This window comes from Corallococcus sp. AB032C (genome assembly GCF_003668935.1).
Taxonomy (GTDB): Bacteria; Myxococcota; Myxococcia; order Myxococcales; family Myxococcaceae; genus Corallococcus; species Corallococcus exiguus.
Genome location: NZ_RAWP01000008.1, coordinates 17,670 through 38,450, shown reverse-complemented (window position 1 = coordinate 38,450; position 20,781 = coordinate 17,670). Strand labels below are relative to the sequence as shown.

General features: G+C 71.5%; 3 protein-coding genes (1 of these 3 cut by a window edge). 1 reads left to right on the top strand and 2 read right to left on the bottom strand.

The genetic code is table 11. From position 1 onward, the window contains the following. Positions 1–45 precede the first annotated feature (45 nt). Positions 46–870, top strand: a complete 825-nt coding sequence (locus tag D7X99_RS04920; RefSeq protein WP_121776709.1) for a GNAT family N-acetyltransferase — start codon at positions 46–48, stop codon at positions 868–870. 10 nt (positions 871–880) lie between these two features. Here the strand turns inward: D7X99_RS04920 and D7X99_RS04915 are convergent, their stop codons facing one another. Beyond that, positions 881–2,230: a GON domain-containing protein gene (locus D7X99_RS04915; RefSeq protein ID WP_121776708.1), complete on the bottom strand. Its 1,350-nt coding sequence runs from the start codon at positions 2,228–2,230 to the stop codon at positions 881–883. A gap of 275 nt (positions 2,231–2,505) precedes the next feature. Then, positions 2,506–20,781, bottom strand: the 3' portion of a protein-coding gene (locus D7X99_RS04910; protein WP_121776707.1) for a non-ribosomal peptide synthase/polyketide synthase. It continues 13,983 nt past the right edge of the window; only the last 18,276 of its 32,259 coding nucleotides appear in the window; its start codon lies off the right edge, out of view; it ends in the stop codon at positions 2,506–2,508.

Here is a 20,781-nt window from a genome sequence, read left to right as displayed (position 1 = left end):
AGCGACGCACTGACGCGGCGGCCCGTCCCGGTGTAGACGGGGAGGATGAACGACGTGAACCTGGTGGAGATCGCCCGGCGGTTCGAACGCAAGCAGGCCACCTCCGCGGTGGCGCTTTCGACGGCGTCCGCGCCGCTCGCGGACGGCTGGATGGCGTTCGGCGGCGTGGGGTCCTACATCAACAAGTCGTGCGGCTACGGCTTCGAGCGCGCCGTCACGGACGCGGAGCTGGACGCGCTGGTGGACTTCTTCGCGTCGCGTGGCGTGGAGCCCAAGGCGGAGCTGAGCCCCTTCGCGCCGCAGCCCCTGCTGAAGGGGCTGGCGGACCGGGGCTTCGTGCTGCGCGAGTTCGAGACGGTGCTGTACCGGCCGTTGCAGGTGGGGGAGGACCTGTCGCGGCTGGACCGGGGCGCTCCCGCCGGGCTGCGCGTCGAGCGGGTGGATCCGTCCGACGACGCGGCGGTGCACCGGTTCGTGGAGGTCGCCGGCAGCGGCTTCGTCCCGGAGGGCGAGTCGATGCCGGCGATCTTCCTGGAGATGGGATTGAAGGCGGCGCGCAACCCCGTCTCGGACTCGTACGTGGCGTGGCTCGACGGCGTGGCGGTGGGGGCCGGCAGCTGCGAGGTGAGCGACGGGCTCACCTCGCTGTTCGGCACGTCGGTGCTGCCCGCGTACCGGCGGCTCGGCGTGCAGCAGGCGCTCATCGCCGCGCGGCTGGCGCGAGGGCTGGAGAAGGGCAGTGACCTGGCGGCCATCATGTCCTCGCCCGGCATCCCCACGGAGCGCAACGCCATGCGCCTGGGCTTCCTCATGGCCTACTCCCGCGCCGTGCTGGTGAAGCCCGGCGCGGGGCTGGAGCCGTCTCCCTGAGCGTCAGGGGCTACGGCTGCGGCACGGTGTACGCCAGGGGCAGCAGGGCGCCGTTCTTGTTGAAGGGGTTGTAGCTGCCCAGCGGGCCCACCCAGCCGCAGCCTCCGTAGCCGCGCATCTCCACCACCTGGTTGTTGTCGTGGAAGGCCCACCACGAGGACTCGCTCGAGGGGCCGGCCCGGCCGATGTTGCCGGTGGGCACGGAGAACGGCGTGCCTCGCAGGTCCACGTTGGCCAGGCCCGTGCGGCTGCACCCCATGGCCGCCGCGTAGGTCATGGCCGTCACAGGCTCCCTGTTGACGTGCTTGAGGGCGCCACTGGACGTCGCGAAGGTCTGGTCCCCGGTGTCCACGGCGAGGGTGACGGGGTTCAGCCTGACGCGCGTGTACCGGGTCCGCACGTCGGTGCCCGGCGAGTTCCCTCCCGCCGTGTACTGCGAGGAGTTGGCGCCCTCCTCCGTGTGCACCAGGGGGAGGTACTCCCTGGGCGTGCCGGCCATGTCCTGGCACCAGGCCGTCCAGCGCTTCAGCGGGTCCTTGTTCACGAACAGCGCGTACTCGCCGTCCGGCGCACCGGGGCGGGCCGCCTGGACGTCCTGGCACGTCGCGGGGAAGTTCTCACCGCGGTAGTGGAGCTGGAGCAGGCCGCCATGCTGGTTGAAGGGGTTGTAGCTGCCCTGCGGGCCCACCCAGCCGCAGATGCCGTCACCGGACAGCGTGACGACCTGGCCGTCCTCGCTGGAGACGGCGGCGCCGGCCCCGTTCGCGCCGCCCACGCTGAACGCCTGCGGCTCCACCGTGAAGGGGGTGCCCCGGAGGTCGACGTTGCCCTGGCCCTGTCCGCCGCCGCACGCCATGGCCACGCCGTAGGGCATCGCGGTGACGGTGTCCGGCGAGTGCGTCAGCGCGCCGGTGGAGGAGGCGAAGGTCTGGTCCGCCGTGTCCACGCGCAGGGTCGCGGGGTCGATGCGCAGCCGGGTGAAGTGGGTGAGCACGTCGGTGCCGGGGGAGGCGCCGCCGGCGGTGTACCGCGAGAAGTTGGAGTCGGCGTCCGTGCGCGTGAGCGTGAGGTACTCGGCGGGCGTGCCGGCCATGTCGTGGCAGTACACGGTCCAGGACGCGCTGAGGTCACCCGCCACATACAGCTTGTAGTCGCCGTCCGGCGCTCCGGGCTGAGCGGTGCGGATGTCCAGGCAGCGGGTGGGCCGCTCGGTGAGGGACTGGGGGCGCTCCGCCAGGGCGCCGGGGCTGGCGCTGTCGCTGGCGCCACAGCCGGCGGCGGCGAGCGCCAGGAGGCTCCAGGTCAGGGTCCGCGCGCGGCGGGGGAGGTGGGGGATGACGGAAGGCGTCTGGAAGTTCATGGGGCTGGGCTCCTGTGAGAGGTTGCGAAGCCTCCCCATCGCAAGGTCGGGGCCACGCGGGCCGCCAGGGCCTCGCCGTCGGGATTCCGGGGCGTTACGGGTGAGCGCGGCCCGCCGGATGACGTGGCCGCGCCGCGAACGTGCCAGTCCTGGCACGCGCGCTGGCCCCTCCGAGGAGGCGGCCTGTCATGCTCCCCTCAGGGCCCTCCACGGACATCGCGGCGGGCGCACCCCGGCGCCGCGCGGGAGGCACGGCGCGGGTGCGGGTCTCCGGCCTACCGGGACGTGTCCCGCGCCGCGCCCTGGAGCGCCTCCGTCAAACGCTCCGCGAGCCGCTGGACGTGGGGCGCGCGCAGCAGCGAGTAGTGCGTGCCGGGGAGCACCTCGCGCGTCAGCTCTCCCTGGACGTGCGCGCTCCAGCCGTCGTCGCCGCGCGCCGGGGCTTCGCCCGCCTGGAGCAGGAGGACGCGGCCGGTGAACGTTCCGGGGCAGTGGTGCTTCAGGGCGCGCAGGTTGCGGGTGAAGACGTGCAGGAGCGTGCGCCCCGTCTCCGTGGCCGCTTCCGGCGTCGCGAGCTGGCCCTGGTCGAGTTCGAACAGCGCGGCCACCTGGCCTGCGTCGTCCACGTCCAGGGGCACGCGGTCGTCCGTCGCCGGGCTGGAATCGATGAGGGCCACGAACTCCACGGTCTCGCCCCGGGCCTGGAGTTGACGGGCCATCTCGAAGGCCACCACGCCTCCCATGGACCAGCCGCCGAGCCGATAGGGGCCGTGGGGCTGCACGGTGCGCACGGCGTTCACGTAGAGCGCCGCCATCGCCTCCACCGTGTCGAGCGGCCGACGGCTTCCATCGAGCCCCTGGGACTGGAGCCCGTAGAAGGGCTGCTCCGGTCCCAGCTGCTTCGCCAAAGCCGCGTACGCGAGCACGTTGCCGCCCACGGGGTGGACGCAGAAGAAGGGCCGCTGTGAGCCCTCGCGCTGGATGGGCACGAGCGGGGAGAAGACTTCGGGGGCCTGGCGCAGCAGCCGGGCCAGCGTCTCCACCGTGGGCGCCTGGAAGAGGGCGGCCAGGGGTAGCTCGCGGTGGAATCGCTCCCGGATGCGCGCCATCAGCTTCACGGCGAGCAGGGAGTGACCGCCCAGGTCGAAGAACGGACGCGTCACGCCGATGGGCCGGATCCCCAGCAGCTCCTCCCAGAGCGCCACCAGCTCCCGCTCCATGTCGTCGCGTGGGGCGACCTCCGTGGTTTCGGAGGGACGGGACGCAGGTGCCTCTGGGACGTGCATCCGGCGAAGCTCCTCGGCCGTCAGCAGCGTCTGTCGAACAAGGGGCGCGTCGGGCCTGGCGAGGACCGTCTCCAGCAGCGTGCTCCAGCGCTCCATCATCCGCTGGACCGTGGCGGCGTCGAAGAGGTCCGTGCTGTACGTGAGCGCACCCTGGAAGCCGTCGGGCTGCCGGAGGAGGGCGAGGTCCAGATCGAACTTCGCCGCGGTGGAGGGGACTTCCACCGCCTTCAGCGTCAGGCCCGGGAGGGCGACGTCCGGCTCCGGCGTGTTGTGCAGCGCGAAGAGGGCCTGGAAGAGCGGCGTGCGGCCCAGGTCGCGCTCGGGCTGGATCGCGTCCACCAGCCGCTCGAAGGGGAGGTCCTGGTGCTCGTACGCGCCGAGTGTGGTCGCGCGCACTTGTGCGAGGACCTTCCGGAACGACATGTCCGCGGTGAAGCGGGCTCGGAGGACCAGCGTGTTGACGAAGAAGCCGATGAGGCCTTCGGTCTCCGCGTGACGGCGGTTCGCGATGGGCGTGCCCACCAGCACGTCGTCCTGGCCGGAGTACCGCGACAGCAGCAGCTGGAACGTGGCCAGGAGCACCATGAAGGGCGTGGCGCCTTCCCGCTTCGCCAGCGCTTCCACCGCGTCACTCAAGGCCGGTGTCAGCTGGACGGGCGACCGCGCTCCTTGTGCGGAGCGGCGGGCCGGACGCGGCCGGTCCGTGGGCAGCAACAGCGCATGCGGCGCCCCTTCGAGCCGCTGCTTCCACCAGTCGAGCTGGCTCGCGAGCACCTGGCCTTCCAGCCATGAGGCCTGCCACTGGGAGAAGTCCGCGTATTGCACGGGCAGCTCCGGCAGTGGCGACGGCTTGCCCTGGCGGAAGGCTTCGTAGAGCGCCACCAGCTCGCGCACGAGCACTCCGAAGGACCAGCCGTCGGAGACGCTGTGGTGCATGCACAGCAGGAGCACGTGCTCCCGCGCGTCCAGCCGCAGCAGGGTGAAGCGCGTGAGGGGCCCCGTGCCCAGATCGAACGGACGCTGCGCATCCGCGTCCACCCGGCGCCAGACTTCGGCTTCACGCGCGTCCGTGGGCAGCGCCTCCAGATTCTCCGTGCGCAGCATTGCCGTGGGCGCGGGATGGATTCGCTGACGTGGCGTTCCGTCGTGTGACTCGAACGTCGTGCGCAGGGATTCGTGCCGCTGCACCAGCGCGTCGAAGGCCCGCTGGAGGGCGGGGACGTCCAGCGCTCCGGACAGCCACAGCGCGAAGGGCATGTTGTAGAGCGGGCTGCCCGGTTCCAACTGGTCGATGAACCAAAGCCGCTGCTGCGCGAAGGACAGGGGCGCGAGTTCATCCCCCTGCGTCCTCGTCAGCGGCGGCAGCGCGGGCGTGGGCTCGGCGCCCGTCAACCGCCGGGCGAGGCCCGCCACGGTCGGCGTTTCAAAGAGGGCCCGGACGCGCAGCTCCACACCGAAGTGGGAGCGCACGCGCGACACGACCTGCGTGGCCAGGAGCGAGTGCCCGCCCAGCTCGAAGAAGTTGTCGTGACGGCCCACGTTGGACACACGGAGCAGCTCCTCCCAGAGGGTGGCGAGGCGCTCCTCGGTGGGCGTCGCTGGCGGCTCGAAGACGCGTGCGGAGCGCGATGACGCGTCCAGTGCAGGCAGGGCCTTGCGGTCCACCTTGCCGTTCGGCGTCAGGGGCAGGACGGGCAGGGCGAGGAGGGCGGCCGGCACCATGTAATCGGGCAGGCGGCTTCGCAGGTGCTCTTGCAGCGGGGCGGTGTCCACCTCCGGCGTGACGTAGGCGACGAGGCGGGCGTCGCCCGGAACGTCCTCGCGCACCAGTGCCACCGCGTCCCGGACGCTGGGATGGGCGCGCAGCGTGGACTCGATTTCGCCTGGCTCGATGCGGTGGCCGCGCAGCTTCACCTGGAAGTCGAGGCGGCCCATGAACTCGAGCGTCCCGTCCTCGCGCCACCGGGCCTTGTCGCCCGTGCGGTACAGGCGCGCTCCAGGCTCCGTGCCGAAGGGGTCCGGCATGAAGCGCTCGGCGGTCAGGTGCGGCCGGCCCAGGTAGCCGCGCGCGACGCCTTCACCCGCGAAGCACAGTTCTCCGGGCAGGCCGAAGGGCACCATTTCCTGCCGTTCGTCGAGCACGTACGCGCGCAGATTGTCAAACGGCCGGCCGATGACAGGCAGCGCGGGGGATGCTTCCTTCAGCTCCCACGCGGTGGTCGCCACGGTGCACTCGGTGGGGCCGTAGGTGTTGAAGGCCCGCGTGCGCCGGGTCGCGGCGAGCCGCCGCCAGAGCACTTCGTCCAGGGCCTCGCCACCCACCAGCAGCAGTGACGGCAGGCGGGGGCGCTCCAACATCCCCGCGTCCAGCAGGAGCTTCAGCTGCGCGGGCGTGATGTCCAGCGTGTCCACCCGCGTCTGCTCCAGCCACGTGAGCATCCGCTCCGGCTCCAGCCGGAGGTCCCCCGGGACCAGGCACACGCAGTGGCCATCCATGATCCAGAGGAGCTGGTACACGGACGCGTCGAAGAACAACGGCGCGTTGACGCCGACGCGGAGCCCCGGCGGCTGGCCCGCGTACACGGTCCGCGAGAGCGCATGGCGCAGGTGGAGCACCGAACGGTGGCGCACCATCACGCCCTTGGGCGCGCCGGTGGAGCCGGAGGTGTAGATGACGTAGGCGAGGTTCCCTGGCACCGCCGTCGGCGGCCGGTTGTCCGAAAACCTGTCCGACAGTCGGACAGGTTCTGCGTCCATCCGCACCAGGTGGGGCACCTCCGGGTGCCACGCTTCTTGCAACGCCCGCGTCGTCACCAGCACGGACGCGCCACAATCCTTGAGGACGAACGACCTGCGCGCGGCGGGCGCGGCCGGGTCCAGCGGAACGAAGGCGCCCCCGGCCTTGTTCACCGCGAGCAGCGCGACGATGGCTTCCACCGAGCGCTCCAGGCACAGGCCCACCGTCACCTCCGGGCCCACCCCCAGCGAACGCAGGTGCCAGGCGAGCTGGTTGGCCCGCGCGTTGAGCTGCTGGAAGGACAGCGTCGTATCCCCGAACACCACGGCATCCGCGTCCGGGGTCCGCGCCACCTGGGCCTCGAAGTGGCCGTGCAGCGTGCCCTCGCCGTCGAAGGGAGACACGCTTCCGGCCAGGTCGCCCAGGAGCTGTCGCCGTTCCTCCTCCGACACGAGGGACAGTCCAGACAGCGGTCCATCCGGATTCGTGAGCACCGCCTCCAGCAGCACCCGCAGGTGGGTAATCAGCCGCGCCATGGTGGGACGCTCGAAGAGGTCCGTGGCGTACTCGAGCTTGCCTCGGAAGCCATCCTCGCGGCGGTCCAGCTCCAGGCTCAGGTCGAACTGGGATGTCGTGCGCTCCGCGAGGGCCGCGGGACGCACGGTGAGGCCGGGCAGCGACAGCTCCGGCACCGGCGCGTTCTGGAGCGCGAACATCACCTGGAACAGCGGCATGCGCCCCAGGTCGCGGGTCGTTTGCAGCGACTCCACCAGCCGCTCGAAGGGGACGTCCTGGTGCTCGTAGGCGCCCAGCGTCGTGGCTCGCACCTGAGTCAGCAGCTCCCGGAATGTCGTCCGGGTGCCGAAGCTTCCACGTAGCGCCAGCGTGTTGACGAAGAATCCGATGAGGCCTTCGGTCTCCGCGTGACGCCGGTTCGCGATGGGCGTGCCGACGAGCACGTCGTCCTGGCCGGCGTAGCGGTGCAACAGCGTCTGGAAAGCCGCGAGGAGCACCATGAAGGGCGTGGCGCCCTCCTGCTTCGCCAGGGTCTCCACGCGCTCGGAAAGGGCGAGGGGCAGGTGCACCGGTAGCGTGTCTCCGCGCTGGGTGGAGACGGCGGGACGGGGCTTGTCGGTGGGCAGCTCCAGCGCCCGGGGCGCTCCTTCGAGCTGCCGGGTCCACCATGCGAGCTGCGCCTCCAGTGCCTCCCCTTGGAGCCAGCCGCGCTGCCAGAGCGCGAAGTCCGCGTACTGCACGGGCAGCTCCGGGAGCGCGGGCGGACGGCCCTCGCGCAGGGCCGCGTAGAGGGCGGTGAGCTCGCGCACCATCACGCCCAGCGACCAGCCGTCGGAGACGATGTGGTGGAGGTGCAGCACCAGCACGTGCTCCTCGGGCGCGAGCCTGATCAGCAGGGCGCGGATGACGGGGCCGCGCTCCAGGTCGAACGGCCGCTGGGACTCCGCCGTCGCCAGGCGCTCCGCTTCGCGCAGCCGGGCTTCGGTGTCCTCCCACGCGGTCAGGTCCACGCGCTCCAGCGGCACGGTGGCCTGCGCGTGGATGTGCTGCACGGGCTGGCCCGCTTCCGTGCGGAAGGTGGTGCGCAGGGATTCGTGTCGCGCCATCAACGCGTCCAGGCTGCCCTTCAGCGCGGCCTCGTTCAGCGCGCCGAGGAGCCGCAGGGCGACGGGCATGTTGTAGAGGGCGCTGCCCGGTTCGAGCTGGTCGATGAACCACAGCCGCTGCTGCGCGAATGACAGAGGCAGCAGCGGAGGCCTCGGGGCCCGGGTGAGAGGCGGCACGTGCTCGCGGCGGTTCGTGGCCCCCAGGTGCCGGGCGAGCGCGGCCACGGTGGGCGCGTTGAACAACTCACCCAGGGGCAGCTCCACGCCCAGCACCGCGCGGATGCGCGACACCACCTGCGTGGCCAGGAGCGAATGGCCTCCCAGGTCGAAGAAGTCGTCGTGGATGCCCACTGCGTCCAGGTGCAGCACCTCCGCCCAGATGGCCGCGAGCTGTGCCTCCACGGCGTTGCGTGGGGCTTCGCTCGTCGACTCGGTGGGCCGGGGCGCTTCGGGGGCGGGCAGGGCCTTGCGGTCCACCTTGCCGTTCGGTGACAGCGGCAGGGACTGCAGCGCCACCCAGGCGGACGGCACCATGTAGTCGGGGAGTTGCCGCTGCGCGTGCGCCTTCACCCGGTCGGTGTCGGCGCTGTCCCCGCCGAGGACCACGTAGGCCACGAGCCGCTTCTCACCCGGCACGTCCTCGCGCGCGAGCACCACGGCTTCGTGCACGTCCGGAGCCTGGCGCAGCACGGCCTCCACCTCTCCGGGCTCGATGCGGAAGCCGCGCAGCTTGAGCTGGAAGTCGGTGCGCCCCAGGAACTCCAGCGTGCCGTCGTCGCGCCAGCGGGCCCGGTCGCCCGTGCGGTACAGGCGGGCGCCCGGTGTGGCGGAGTGGGGATGGGGGATGAAACGCTCGGCGGTGAGGTCCGGCCGCTGGAGGTAGCCCCAGGCCAGGCCGTCACCGCCGACGTAAAGCTCGCCGGGGAGCCCCGGCGGCAGGGGTTGGAGGTGCGCGTCCAACACCCACGCGGTGGAGTTCGTCAGCGGGCGCCCGATGGGCACCGAGCGCTCCACGGTGTCCCCCGCGCGCAGCGTGTGCGTGGTGGAGAAGGTGGTGTTCTCCGTGGGGCCGTACCCGTTGACCAGCACGGCGTCCGGCGCCATCCGCGACAGGTGTTCCCTCACGCGAGGCACGGGCAGCACGTCCCCGCCCGCCAGCACCTGCCGCACGCCCGCGAGTGAGACTCCTTCGTGAAGGACCATCTGCTCGAAGAGGGCGGCGGTGAGCCACAGCGTGGTGACGCCCTCCACTGCGAGCAGCGTGCCCAGCTCTGACAGTGAGAGCGCATGCGGCGGTGCGAGCACCAGCTTCGCGCCGTGCAGCAACGCTCCCCAGAGCTCCAGCGTGGAGGCGTCGAACGCGACCGGCGCGGCCTGGAGGAACACCTGCTCTGGACCGAAGGCGATGAAGCCATTGCCCCGGACGAGGCGCACGATGCCACGGTGGGGCACGCAGACACCCTTGGGACGGCCGGTGCTGCCCGACGTGAACATCACGTAGGCCAGCGCCTCCGCGGACACCCGCACATCCAGCGGCGCGGCAGGCTGCTTCGCGATCAGGTCTGCTTCCTCGTCCAGCAGCACGAGGAGCCCGGTCACCACCGGCAGTTCATCCGCCAACGCCTCCTGCGTGACGAGCACGCTGATGCCCGCCTCCTGGAGCACCCAGGCCGTGCGGTCCGCCGGGGCCTTCGCCTCCACGGGCACATAGGCCGCGCCCGCCTTGAGGATGCCGAGCATGCCGGTGACGAGCTCCGGCGAACGCTCCACGCACAGCCCTACTCGGTCGCCGGGCCGTACGCCCAGCCGACGCAGGTGGTGCGCGAGCTGGTTCGAGCGGCGATCCAACTCTCCGTACGTGAGCTCACGCGCCGCGATCCGCGTCGTGTCCACCGACGGGAAGGCCCCCGGACTCGCGGGCATCCTCACGGCGACGGCGTTCGGTGTGCGCGCGGCCTGATCCGCGAACAGCTCGGGCACGGAGGCGTCACGCGGATACTCCGTCGCGGTGTCGTTCCAGGAGACGAGTACCTGGTGCCGCTCCTCGGGCGTCAGCAGCGACAGGCGCGTGAGCGGCGTCCGTGGTGAAGCCACCGCGGCTTCGAGCAGCACGCTCAGGTGCCTGGCCATTCCGGCCACCGTGCAGGGTGTGAACAGGGCGGTGTTGAAGTTGAGACCTCCCGTGAAGCCCTCGGGAGCGCGATGCAGCAACAGCTCCAGGTCGAAGCGGATGGCTCCCGGGTCGGCGTTCATTGGCTGGAACGACAGGCCGGGCAGGGCCAGCGGTGGTAGCGGCGCGTTCTGCAGCGTGAAGGTGATCTGGAAGAACGGCGTGCGGGACGTGTCGCGCACGGGGTGCAGCGCCTCGACGAGCTTCTCGAACGGGAGGTCCTGGTGCTCGTAGGCGCCCAGGGTGGTGTCCCTCACGCGCGTCAGCAGCGAGACGAAGGTGTCGTCCTCGCGCAGCCGGGTGCGCAGGACGACGGTGTTGGCGAAGTAGCCGATGAGGGCCTCGGACTCTGCGTGGCGGCGGCCCGCGATGGGCGAGCCCACCAGCACGTCGTCCTGTCCGGCGTAGCGGCCGAGCAGCACCTGGAACGCGGCCAGCAGCACCATGTAGGGCGTGGCGCCCTCGCGCTTCGCCAGGGCCTCCAGGGCTTCGCTGGAAGCACGCGTGAAGGTGAAGGGCATCAGCGCGCCCTGGAAGGTCCGCCGGGCCGGACGCGGATGGTCCGTGGGCAGCTCCAGGTGCGACGGCGCGCCTTCCAACTGCCGCCGCCAATAGCCGAGCTGCGCGTCCAGCACCGCGCCATGCAACCAGCCTCGCTGCCATAGCGCGTGGTCGGCGTACTGCACCGGCAGCTCGGGCAGCGGGGAGGGGAGGTTGCGGGAGAGCGCGGCGTAGAGCGTGCCCATCTCGCGCACCAGGACGCCGGTGGACCAGCCGTCGGAGATGATGTGGTGCAGGTTCAGCACCAGCACGTGCTCCGTGGGCGACAGCTTCAGCAACAGGGCCCGGAGGAGGGGACCCTGCTCCAGGTCGAACGGGGTGCGTGCCTCCTCGAGGGCGAGCCTCGTTGCTTCGGCGCGGCGCTGCTCCAGGTCCGGGGTGCCGGTGAGGTCCACATGCCGCAGGGGCAGCGGACCGGGAGCGTGGATGACCTGCTCCGGGGCTCCTTCGTACTCGCGGAACGTGGTGCGCAGGACTTCATGCCGGCGCACCAGTCGGTCGAAGCTCCGCTGGAGCGCGCCGAGGTCCAGCGTGCCTTCCAGCCGGAGCGAGAACGGCATGTTGTAGGCCGTGTCCGCGGTGCCCAGTTGATGGATGAACCACAGCCGCTGCTGCGCGAACGACAGCGGCAGCACCGCGGGTCGCACGCCACGGGTCAACGGCGTGAGGCCGGTGGGCTCGGTCTTCTCCGGCTCCGCTGGCGCGGGCGCAACGGCTCCGGACGAAGAGATGCGCCGGGCGAGCGCCTCCACGGTGGGGGCTTCGAACAGCGTGCGCAGCGGCACCTCTTGGCCCAGGCGAGTCCTCACGCGCGCGGCCACCTGGGTCGCGAGCAGCGAGTGTCCGCCCAGCTCGAAGAAGCTGTCCCGCACGCCGACCCGCGCGATGCCGAGCACCTGCGCGAAGATCTCCGCCAGGGCCCGCTCGGTGTCGTCGCACGGTGCGACGGGCTCCGCGCGTCCGGCGATGGGCGCGTCCGGCGCGGGCAGGGCCTTGCGATTCACCTTGCCGCTGGAGGTGAGCGGCAGGGCGTCCATGCGGACGATGGCGGAGGGCACCATGTACTCGGGTAGCCGCGAGTGCAGGAACGTGCGCAGTCCGGCCACGTCGAGCGGCCCCTCGACGCTGACGTAGGCGACGAGGCGCGGTCCCCCTGTGCCTTCGTGGCGCACGACGGCCACGGTGTCGCGCACGCCGGGCCAGGACTGGATCGCGACTTCGATGTCTCCCAGTTCGATGCGGAAGCCTCGCAGCTTCACCTGGAAGTCCGCGCGGCCCAGGTACTCCAGCGTGCCGTCGGTGCTCCATCGGGCGATGTCGCCCGTGCGGTACACGCGCGCGCCGGGCGTGTCGCTGAAGGCGTCGGGGATGAAGCGCTCGGCGGTGAGGGTAGGGCGGCGCCAGTAGCCTCGGCCCACTTGCACGCCGCCGATGAACAGCTCGCCCGGGATGCCCACGGGCACCGGTTGGCCGTGGCGATCCAGGACGTGCATGCGCGTGTTGGCCACGGGGCGGCCGATGGGCACGACTCGCAGGGCTTCGTCGCGCGGGCACTCCCAGGACGTCACGTCCACGGCGGCCTCGGTGGGGCCGTAGAGGTTGTGCAGCGTGGTGCGCGGCAGGCGTGACTGGGCACGGAGCACCAGGTCCGCGGGCAGGGCTTCACCGCTGCACATCAGCTGGCGCAGGCGCGTCAGGGACTCCAGGCCGGGCTCCTCCACGAAGGCTCGCAGCATGGACGGCACGAAGTGCGTAGTGGTCACGCCCTCACGGGCCATCAGTGCGACCAGGTAGTCCGGCTCCTGATGTCCGCCGGGCCGCGCGAGCACCAGCCGCGCGCCCGTCATCAAGGGCCAGAAGAACTCCCAGACGGACACGTCGAAGCTGAACGGCGTCTTCTGTAGCACCGTGTCTGACGGCGTCAGGCCGTAGCGCCCCTGCATCCAGCGCAGGCGGTTGACGACGCCCGCGTGCGCGTTCATCGCGCCCTTGGGACGGCCCGTACTGCCAGAGGTGAAGATGACGTAGGCGAGGGCGTCATCTCCCGCCAGCGGCACGGGGCGGTCCATGGACTCGCGTGCGATGGCCTCCCACTGTGTGTCGAGCGCAATGACGTGCGAAGTCCGAGAAGGCAGCGCGGCGCGGACGTTCCCTTGCGCATCCCGCGCGATGACGTGCTTGTCGTGCGAAGGCAGCACGGTGCTGGCGACTTCCTGCGCATCGCGCGCGGTATTCAGAGGCAGCGCGGCGCGGAAGCGCTCTTGCACAAGAAGCACGGGCGCGGCGGTGTCCTCCAACATCCCGGCGAGCCGTTCCGCGGGCGTGGCCGGATCCAGCGGGACGTAGGCGGCACCGGCCTTCAGGACGCCCAGCAGCGCGACGACCATCTCCAGCGAGCGCTCCATGCAGACGCCCACCAGGGTCTCCGGACCGACGCCGTGCGCACGCAGGTGGTGCGCGAGCTGGTTGGCCCGGGCTTCGAGCTGCGCGTACGTGAGGCGCCGGTCCTCGAACTGGAGCGCGATGGCCTCCGGCGTGCGTTCGACCTGGGACTCGAAGAGGTGGTGCACCGTGGCGCCAGCGGGGAAGTCCACGCGCGTGTCGTTCCAGCCGCGCAGCACCTGTTCGCGCGCGGCCGGCGTGAGCAGCGACAAGGTGGAGACCGGTGCGTCCGGTGTGGCGACGACGGCCTTCGCCAGCACGGTCAGGTGCTCCGCCATGCGCTCCAGGGTCGCGGCGTCGAAGAGGGCGGTGGAGTACTCCAGGCGGCAGCGCAGGCCGTCGCGCTGTTCCCAGACCTCCAGGGACAGCTCGAACTTGGACGTCGTCACCGGCACGTCCACGCCGCCAATCTGGAGCCCCGCACCTCCGGTCGTCTGGGCCTCCGGGACGTTGATGACGTTGAGGACGGTCTGGAACACCGGCGTGCGGCTCAGGTCGCGAGGCACCTGGAGCACGTCCACCAGCTGCTCGAAGGGCATGTCCTGGCGTGCGTAGCCGCCCAGTGCCTGCTTCTTCACGTGCGTGATGAGCTCGCGGAACCCCGGTGCCCCGTCGAGCCTCGCGCGGAAGGCGAGCGTGTTGACGAAACATCCCAGCAGGCCTTCCACCTCGGGGCGCGAGCGTCCTGCGATGGGCGTGCCCACCGCGAAATCGTCCTGCCCGGAGGTGCGGGAGAGCAGCACCTGGAACAACGCCATCAGGACCATGAAGGACGTGGCGCCTTCACGGCGGCCCAGCGCGAGGAGCGGCTCGGACAGCTCGCGAGGCAGGTGGAAGGCGTGCGCGGCGCCCGCGTAGGACTGCGCGGCGGGGCGGGGACGGTCGGTGGGCAGCTCCAGCGGCGGCGTGCCCTGGAGCAGCTCCTTCCACCAGCGGGCTTGTTCATCCAGCACCGGCCCGGTCAGCCACGCGCGCTGCCACACGGCGTAGTCGGCGTACTGCACCGGCAGGGGCGGCAGGACGGAGGGAACACCCGCGCTGGCGCAGGCGTAGAGGACCGGCAGCTCACGGCTGAGGACCAGGGCGCACCAGGCGTCAGAGACGACGTGGTGCAGGAGCAGGTGCAGGACGTGCGTGTCCGGAGCCAGCCGCAGCAGCAGTGCGCGGGCCACGGGGCCCGTGGTTAAACGGAAGGGCGTCGCGGTGTACGCCTGGCAGCGGCGAAGCATCGCGGCCTCTCGCGCATCGGCCGTGTCGCCGGGAACATCCTCCGTCTCCAGGGGCAGGGTGCCGGTCGCGTGGACGACCTGCACGGCCCCGGTGTCGCTCAATGCGTAGGTGGTGCGCAGGACCTCATGGCGTTCCACGAGCGAGTGGAGCGCCGTCTGGAGCGCGGTGACATCCAGCGCCCCCGTGAGCCGGAAGATGATCGCGTTGTTGTAGGCGGTGCTCTCCGGCTCCAGCTCCTGGAGGTACCAGAGGCGCTGCTGCGCGAACGACAGCGGCAACGGCCGGTCGCGCGGCGCGCGCGGGATCGTCTGGAGGGCACCGGGTGCGCTGGGCGTCTCCGCGTGCATTGTCGCGGCCAAAGCGCTCGGGGCGGCAGGAGACGCGGGGCGCGGTGCGGGCAGCTTGAAGGCGGGGAGGTTCACGGCTTCGACACGACCATCCGCGCGCAGGCGCACAGGACGGCCGGTGCGGTAGAGGCACGTGGATCCACTCCGCGGATGTGGCACCAACCGGCCCGGCGCCTCACCTGTCGCCCTCCAAAGGGCGGCAGGCAGGCCCGCTCCCGACAGGGCCAGCTCTCCGACGACGCCCGCGGGCACGGGCGCCCCGGCCGCGTCCAGCACCCAGACGTCCAGGCCCGGAGGCAGCTTCTCCTCCGGTGCACGCGGCAGCAGGCCTCCATCCCGGGCCTCCCCCGCGAGCAGCACGTCGCCACCCGCCGTCCGTTGGACCGCGGCCGCCAGCTCCGCGGATGCGTTCTCCAGGACCCAGGCCCCCACGGGTGCCAGGGCCTCGCGCGCTCCCGGAAGGTCCGTCAACGCTCGGGCCAGCCGTGCCGTGGTATTCACCAGCACCGCGCCCGACTGCTTCGCCAGGGACAGCAACTCCTCGGCATCCGTCTCCTGCTCGCCGTGCACGCGCCGCGAGTGTGACGCCGCATCGGCGGCCACGGCCTCGCGTGCCGTGGCCAGGCGCTTGAGCCCTTCCAGGACGATAGGAGTCTCCAGGCCGAAGTCGATGAGGCACGTCACCTCGTCCACATCCGAGGCCCGCACTTCGCGCAGCCGCTGGATGCCACTCTCCACCGTGCCGATGAGGCCGGTGCCCTTCGCGTGGTGCTCGAAGGTGTGCTCCAGCAGCGCGTCGATGTCCTCGCGGGACACCTTGGCGATCTCCCCCTGATACCCCTGCGCGGCGAGCAGCGACGTGGTGATGTCCGCCGAGCTCCGGAAGTACGCCAGCAGCGGCTTGCGCACCTGCCGGAGGACTTCCGCCTCGTCGTCACCCAGGTACGTGTGCAGCATGCAGGTGATGTGTCCCCGGCCCGGGTGCCCGTTGCGGCGCCACGCCTCGCGGTAGAGGGACACCTTCGGCTTCAGCTCCTCCAGCGAGTGGGCGAAGAGGCCCGTGAGCACGCCCGCGCCCAGTTCACCCGCGAGCCGGAACGTCTCCGGGTTCGCGGTGGCGGTGAGCCATACGGGCAGCTCGCGCTGCACCGGCTTCGGGCGCAGGCCCACCTCCACGGTGACGCCGTTGCCGCCCGGACGCCGCAGCCGGTCTCCCCGCCACAGGCCTCGCAGCGTCTCCAGGTGGCGCAGCAGGATGTTGCGCCGGTCGGCGTAGTTCCCAGGCGCGAAGATGAAGTCCTGCACGTGCCAGCCCGTCGCCACCGACACGTCGACCCGGCCCTGCGACAGGTTGTCCACCACGGCCCACTGCTCCGCGATGAGCAGCGGATCATGCAGTGGCAACACCACGCTGCCGGAGCGCAGGCGCAGGTGCTTCGTGACGGACGCGAGCGCGGCGGAGACCACCGCCGGCTGCGGGTAGATGCCGCCGAAGGAGTGGAAGTGCCGCTCGGGCGTCCAGATGGCGGAGAAGCCATTCGCGTCCGCGAACTTCGCGCCCTCCATCAGCAGTTCGTACTTGGGCCCGGTGAGCGAGTCCTCGTCATTGGCGAAGTACGACAGGCTGAGCTGAAGCGGACGCGATGCCGCCTCGTCCGATGAGCCCCGGCGCGATGTGGTGGCCTCGGAGGGGAACAGCACACGCAGACCGCGAGATAGGGCCCAGAGGGCTTCCAGCTCGGGCTTCTCGGGAGCGGGTTCGGAGGCGGCGAGCCAGGTGGTGCCCGGCGCCGGACGCAGCCGTGCATCCAGGCCCGCGAAGAAGCCCGTGAGCGACGTGTGACTCAACGCCCACGCGGGCTGGCCCGCACCCATGGGAAGGAGCCACGCCAGGGACTCTGGCGAGGGAAGCGGCAGCGCCTCCGTCACCGTCAACGGCGACGCGTCTCCCAGCACCTCTTCGACGTGCAGGACGCGTGAGGATTCCAGGCGTGTTGAAGTGAAGAGCCCGCGCCAGGTGATGAGCCGGGGCACGACACTGCCTTCCACGGCATAGACGGCCAGCGAGTCCAGATCCGTGGGCCCGAGCGCCACCGGCGCACCACCTGCCTCCAGGACACCCCACAGCGCGGCCAGCTTCTCCGGCGACGCACGCAGGCAGAGCGCCACGGGTTCTCCCGGCCGGAGTCCTTGCTCCCGCAGCCTCGACGCGAGCTTTCTCGCGCGGGAGGCCAGCTCCCGCCAGGTCCAGGTTCGCCCGGCCTGCTCCACGGCGACGGCGTCCGGCTGCCGCAGCGCGTGTTCGCGCAGCCGTGCGGGCAGGACGGGGGCCTGCGTGACGGGCGGGGGAATGGGCCATGCGCTCCGCTCTGCGTCGGTGGCCAGCGGCAGGCGGGAGAGGGCCTGCTCGGGCCGGGCCAGTGCCGCTCCGAGCAACACCTGGAGGTGCCGCAGTATCCGCCGTGCGGTGGAGGCGTCGAACAGCTCCGTCGCGTATTCCAGCGCGCCGTGAATGCGGCCGGGTTCCTCGGTCAGGATGAGCGTCAGGTCCGACAGCGTGGCGCCCCACTGCACGGGCGTGCCCGGCACTTCGATGAAGGTGCCCTTCGCTCCGACAGCCGCCAGCGCGTCGCCGCCCATCTCCAGGTTCGAGTGGTAGACGAACACCGTGTCCGTCATGCGCTCCCGGCCGATGTCGCGCCCGGGGACGAGCTGTTCGACGAGCATTTCGAAAGGCACGTCCGGCCGCGACTGCACGTCGGTGACCTCGTGTCGCACGCGGTGCAGGAGTTCGCGGAAGCTCGGGTCATCCCCCACGTGGGTGCGGAACGCGGCCGAGTGCGCCACGTAGCCGATGAGCGGCAGCAGCTCCGGCCTCGTGCGGTTGCCGATGGGCGTGCCGACGATGAGGTCCGCCTGCCCGGTGTAGCGGTGCAGGAGCGCGTTCCACGCGGCGAGCACCGTCATGTACGACGTGAAGCCCTCGTTGCGTCCGAAGGCGACGAGCGCCTCGGCGAGCTCTGGCGGGAAGTCCAGCACCATGCGCTCGGAGGTGAGCGGGCAGCTCGCGGGCAGGGGCCGGTCCGTGGGGATGCCGAGCTGCTTCGGCATGCCTGCCAGGCGCTGACGCCACCACTGCTCCTGTTCGGGGAAGTGCGCCTCGGCGAGCGACTGCCGCTGCCACGCGCCGAAGTCCGCGTACTGCACGGGCAGGGGCGCCAACGGGGATGGCCGGCCCTGGAGGAAGGCGGCATAGAGCTGACCCACCTCCTGGAGGAAGAGGGACGTGGAGAGCGTGTCGCAGACGATGTGATGGATGGCGCAGACCAGCAGGTGCAGGTCCGCACGCAGGCGCACGAGCGTGGTGCGCAGCACGGGGCCTCGCACCAGATCGAAGGGGCGCGCGGCGTCCTCGCGGGCGATGCGGAGCGCGGCCTCCTCGCGTTCTCCGGGCGAGCCTTCCACTTCCACGATGGGAAGCGGGATTCGCACGTGGGGATGGAAGCGCTGAACGGGTCGGCCATCCACGGCGTCGTAGGTGGTGCGCAGCGCTTCGTGGCGCTGGACGACCTCCTGGATGGCCCGCTCCAGGATGGCGGCGTCGGCGGGGCTTTCCAGGCGCAGGACGAAGGGGATGGTGTACGCGGACAGGCCGGGGAGGTGCTGCTCCAGGCGCCAGACGCGCTCCTGCACGAAGGACAGGGGCAGTGGCTCCGTCCGGGAGCGGGGCACGAGCGGCAGTTCGCGCGTGGGCTCCCGGGCGGGAGCCTGTTGGAGCAGCGGATCGATGCGGGATGCGAGCCCCGCGACGGTGGGCGCTTCGAAGAGGGCCGCCAGCGGCACCTGGACGTGGAAGGTGTCGCGGAGCTGATTGAGCAACTGCGCGGCCATCAGCGAGTTGCCGCCCAGCTCCAGGAAGTTGTCGTCGCGTCCGACGAAGTCCACGCCCAGGCGCTGACGCCACAGCGTGGCGACGCGGACCTCCACGTCACCGCGAGGCGCGTCCTCACGGGCCCCTGGAACTGGGAGGGCAGGGCGTTCCTCGGTCGGCGGCGCCCCTGCTGAGCTCGTGCTCGTGGGCGCAGCGGAGGACAGACCTGGCATGTCGACGTGAGCGCGCGAAACCTGTGACGACGCGAGCGTGCCCGTGTGAGCGCTCGTGGGCGGAGCGAGCGAAGCCGGGGACGACGCTAGTGTGTCTGCGTGAGTGCTCGTGGACGGAGCGCGCGAGGCCGGGGACGACGTGATCGTGCCGGTTGAGGCGGTCACCTGTGCCTGCGTTGGCAGGGCCATCGCGGACGTATCGGACTGGCCCGCCGTCGCATGCGTACGGACGAGCGGTGCGGAGCCCGGAGGGAGTCCTCCGACCGCATTCGTGCGAGGTGCGGACGCGGTCACCCCTGGCGCAGGCGTCACGTCCTGTCCCGTAGCTCCCGCCTCGACGGCCGCGCCGTCCTGACCGCGAGGCCCCACCCAGCAACGCTTGCGCAGGAACCTGTACGTCGGCAGGTGCACGCGGCGGCGCTGCTCGTGGGCGTAGAACGCGGTCCAGTCCAACTCCAGGCCCTGCATCCACAGTTCGCCCACGCACTGGAGCAACCCCGACTGCTCCGTCGTCGCACCGCCCCGGCGCAGCGACGCGAGCGCCTTCACGCGCTCCCGATCCTCACCCAGGCACGCGCGGATCAGCGGGGTGAGGTCCTGGCCGGGCCCCACCTCCAGCAGCACGCTGCACCCTTCCTCCAGCAGGGCCCCCACCGCGTCCGTGAAGCGCACGGGCTGACGCATCTGCGTGGCCCAGTACTCCGGCGCGGCGAGCTCGCCCGGGCGCGCCAGCGCCCCCGTGAGACTGGAGACGTACCGCACGGAAGGCTCGTTCCGCTGGAGCGCACCCACCGCGCGCGCCAGCTCCGCCATCAACGGCTCCACGTCCGCCGAGTGGAAGGCATGCCCGGACGGCATGCGCACCGCGCCCGCCTTGCGCTGCTGCAACACCGCCTGGATGCGCTCCACCTCGTCCACAGGGCCGGAGACGACACACCGGTCCGGCGCGTTGATCGCCGCGAGCGTCAACCGTCCGGACAGCAGCGGCTGGACCTCCGCCGCCGGCAGTGCCACGCCGAGCATCGCGCCCGGAGGCAACCGATGCATCAGCTCCCCTCGGACCACGGCCAGCCGCAGCGCATCCGGCAGCGAGAGCACGCCCGCGACACACGCTGCGGCGTACTCACCGAAGCTGTGGCCCAGCACGGCATGAGGAACGATGCCCCACGCCTGCCACAGCCGAGCCAGCGCCACCTGCACCGTGAACAGGGCCGGCAGCGCGACCCGCGTGTCGGAGAGCATCGCGGATGCCTCAGCCTCCTGGCCCGGTCCTGGACGCAGCAGCGTTTCCACCCGCGAACGCAGTGGCACATCCAGCAGCGCCAGGCACGCATCCACCTGCGCGCGGAACGCGGGCACGGATGCATCCAGCTCCCGGCCCATGCCCACCTGCTGCGAGCCCTGTCCGGAGAAGACGAACGCCACCCGCTTGCGGCGCGCGCCCTCCACGTCCTTCAAGCGTGTGGGCGTGGCCGTCTTGCGAAGCTGCTTCGCCAGGTCCGCCGCGTCCCGAGCGACCACCGCTCTCCGGTACTCGAAGGCCCGGCGCCCCACCGCCTGTGTGTACGCGGCGTCCGCGAACGCCCCTCCAGCCCCCACGGCCTCCACGGCGAACCGCGCCGACAACGCCTCCAGCGACTCCGGCGAGCGCGCCAACAACACCCGCAATGCCAGCTGCTTCGCCGCTGCCTCCAATGCTTCCGGCGAACGCGCGGACAGGACCTGATCCGCCAGCTTCAACGATGCAGCCTCCAGCGCCTCCGGAGACCGGTCCGCCAGCACGTGCGACGCCAGCGCCAGCGCTCCCGCCTCCAGGGACTCCGGCGAGCGCGCCGACAGCACGAACAGCTGGTGCGAGCGCGTCGTGGGCCCGCTCCTGACGACGGGCGCCTCCTCCAGCACTGCGTGCGCATTCGTCCCGCCCACGCCAAACGAGCTCACCGCCGCGCGCCGTGGCGTCTTCCTCCGAGGCCAGGGCCGCAGGCGCGTGTTGACGAAAAACGGTCCCGCGTCGAAGTCGATCCGCGGGTTCGGAGACTCGAAGTGGAGGCT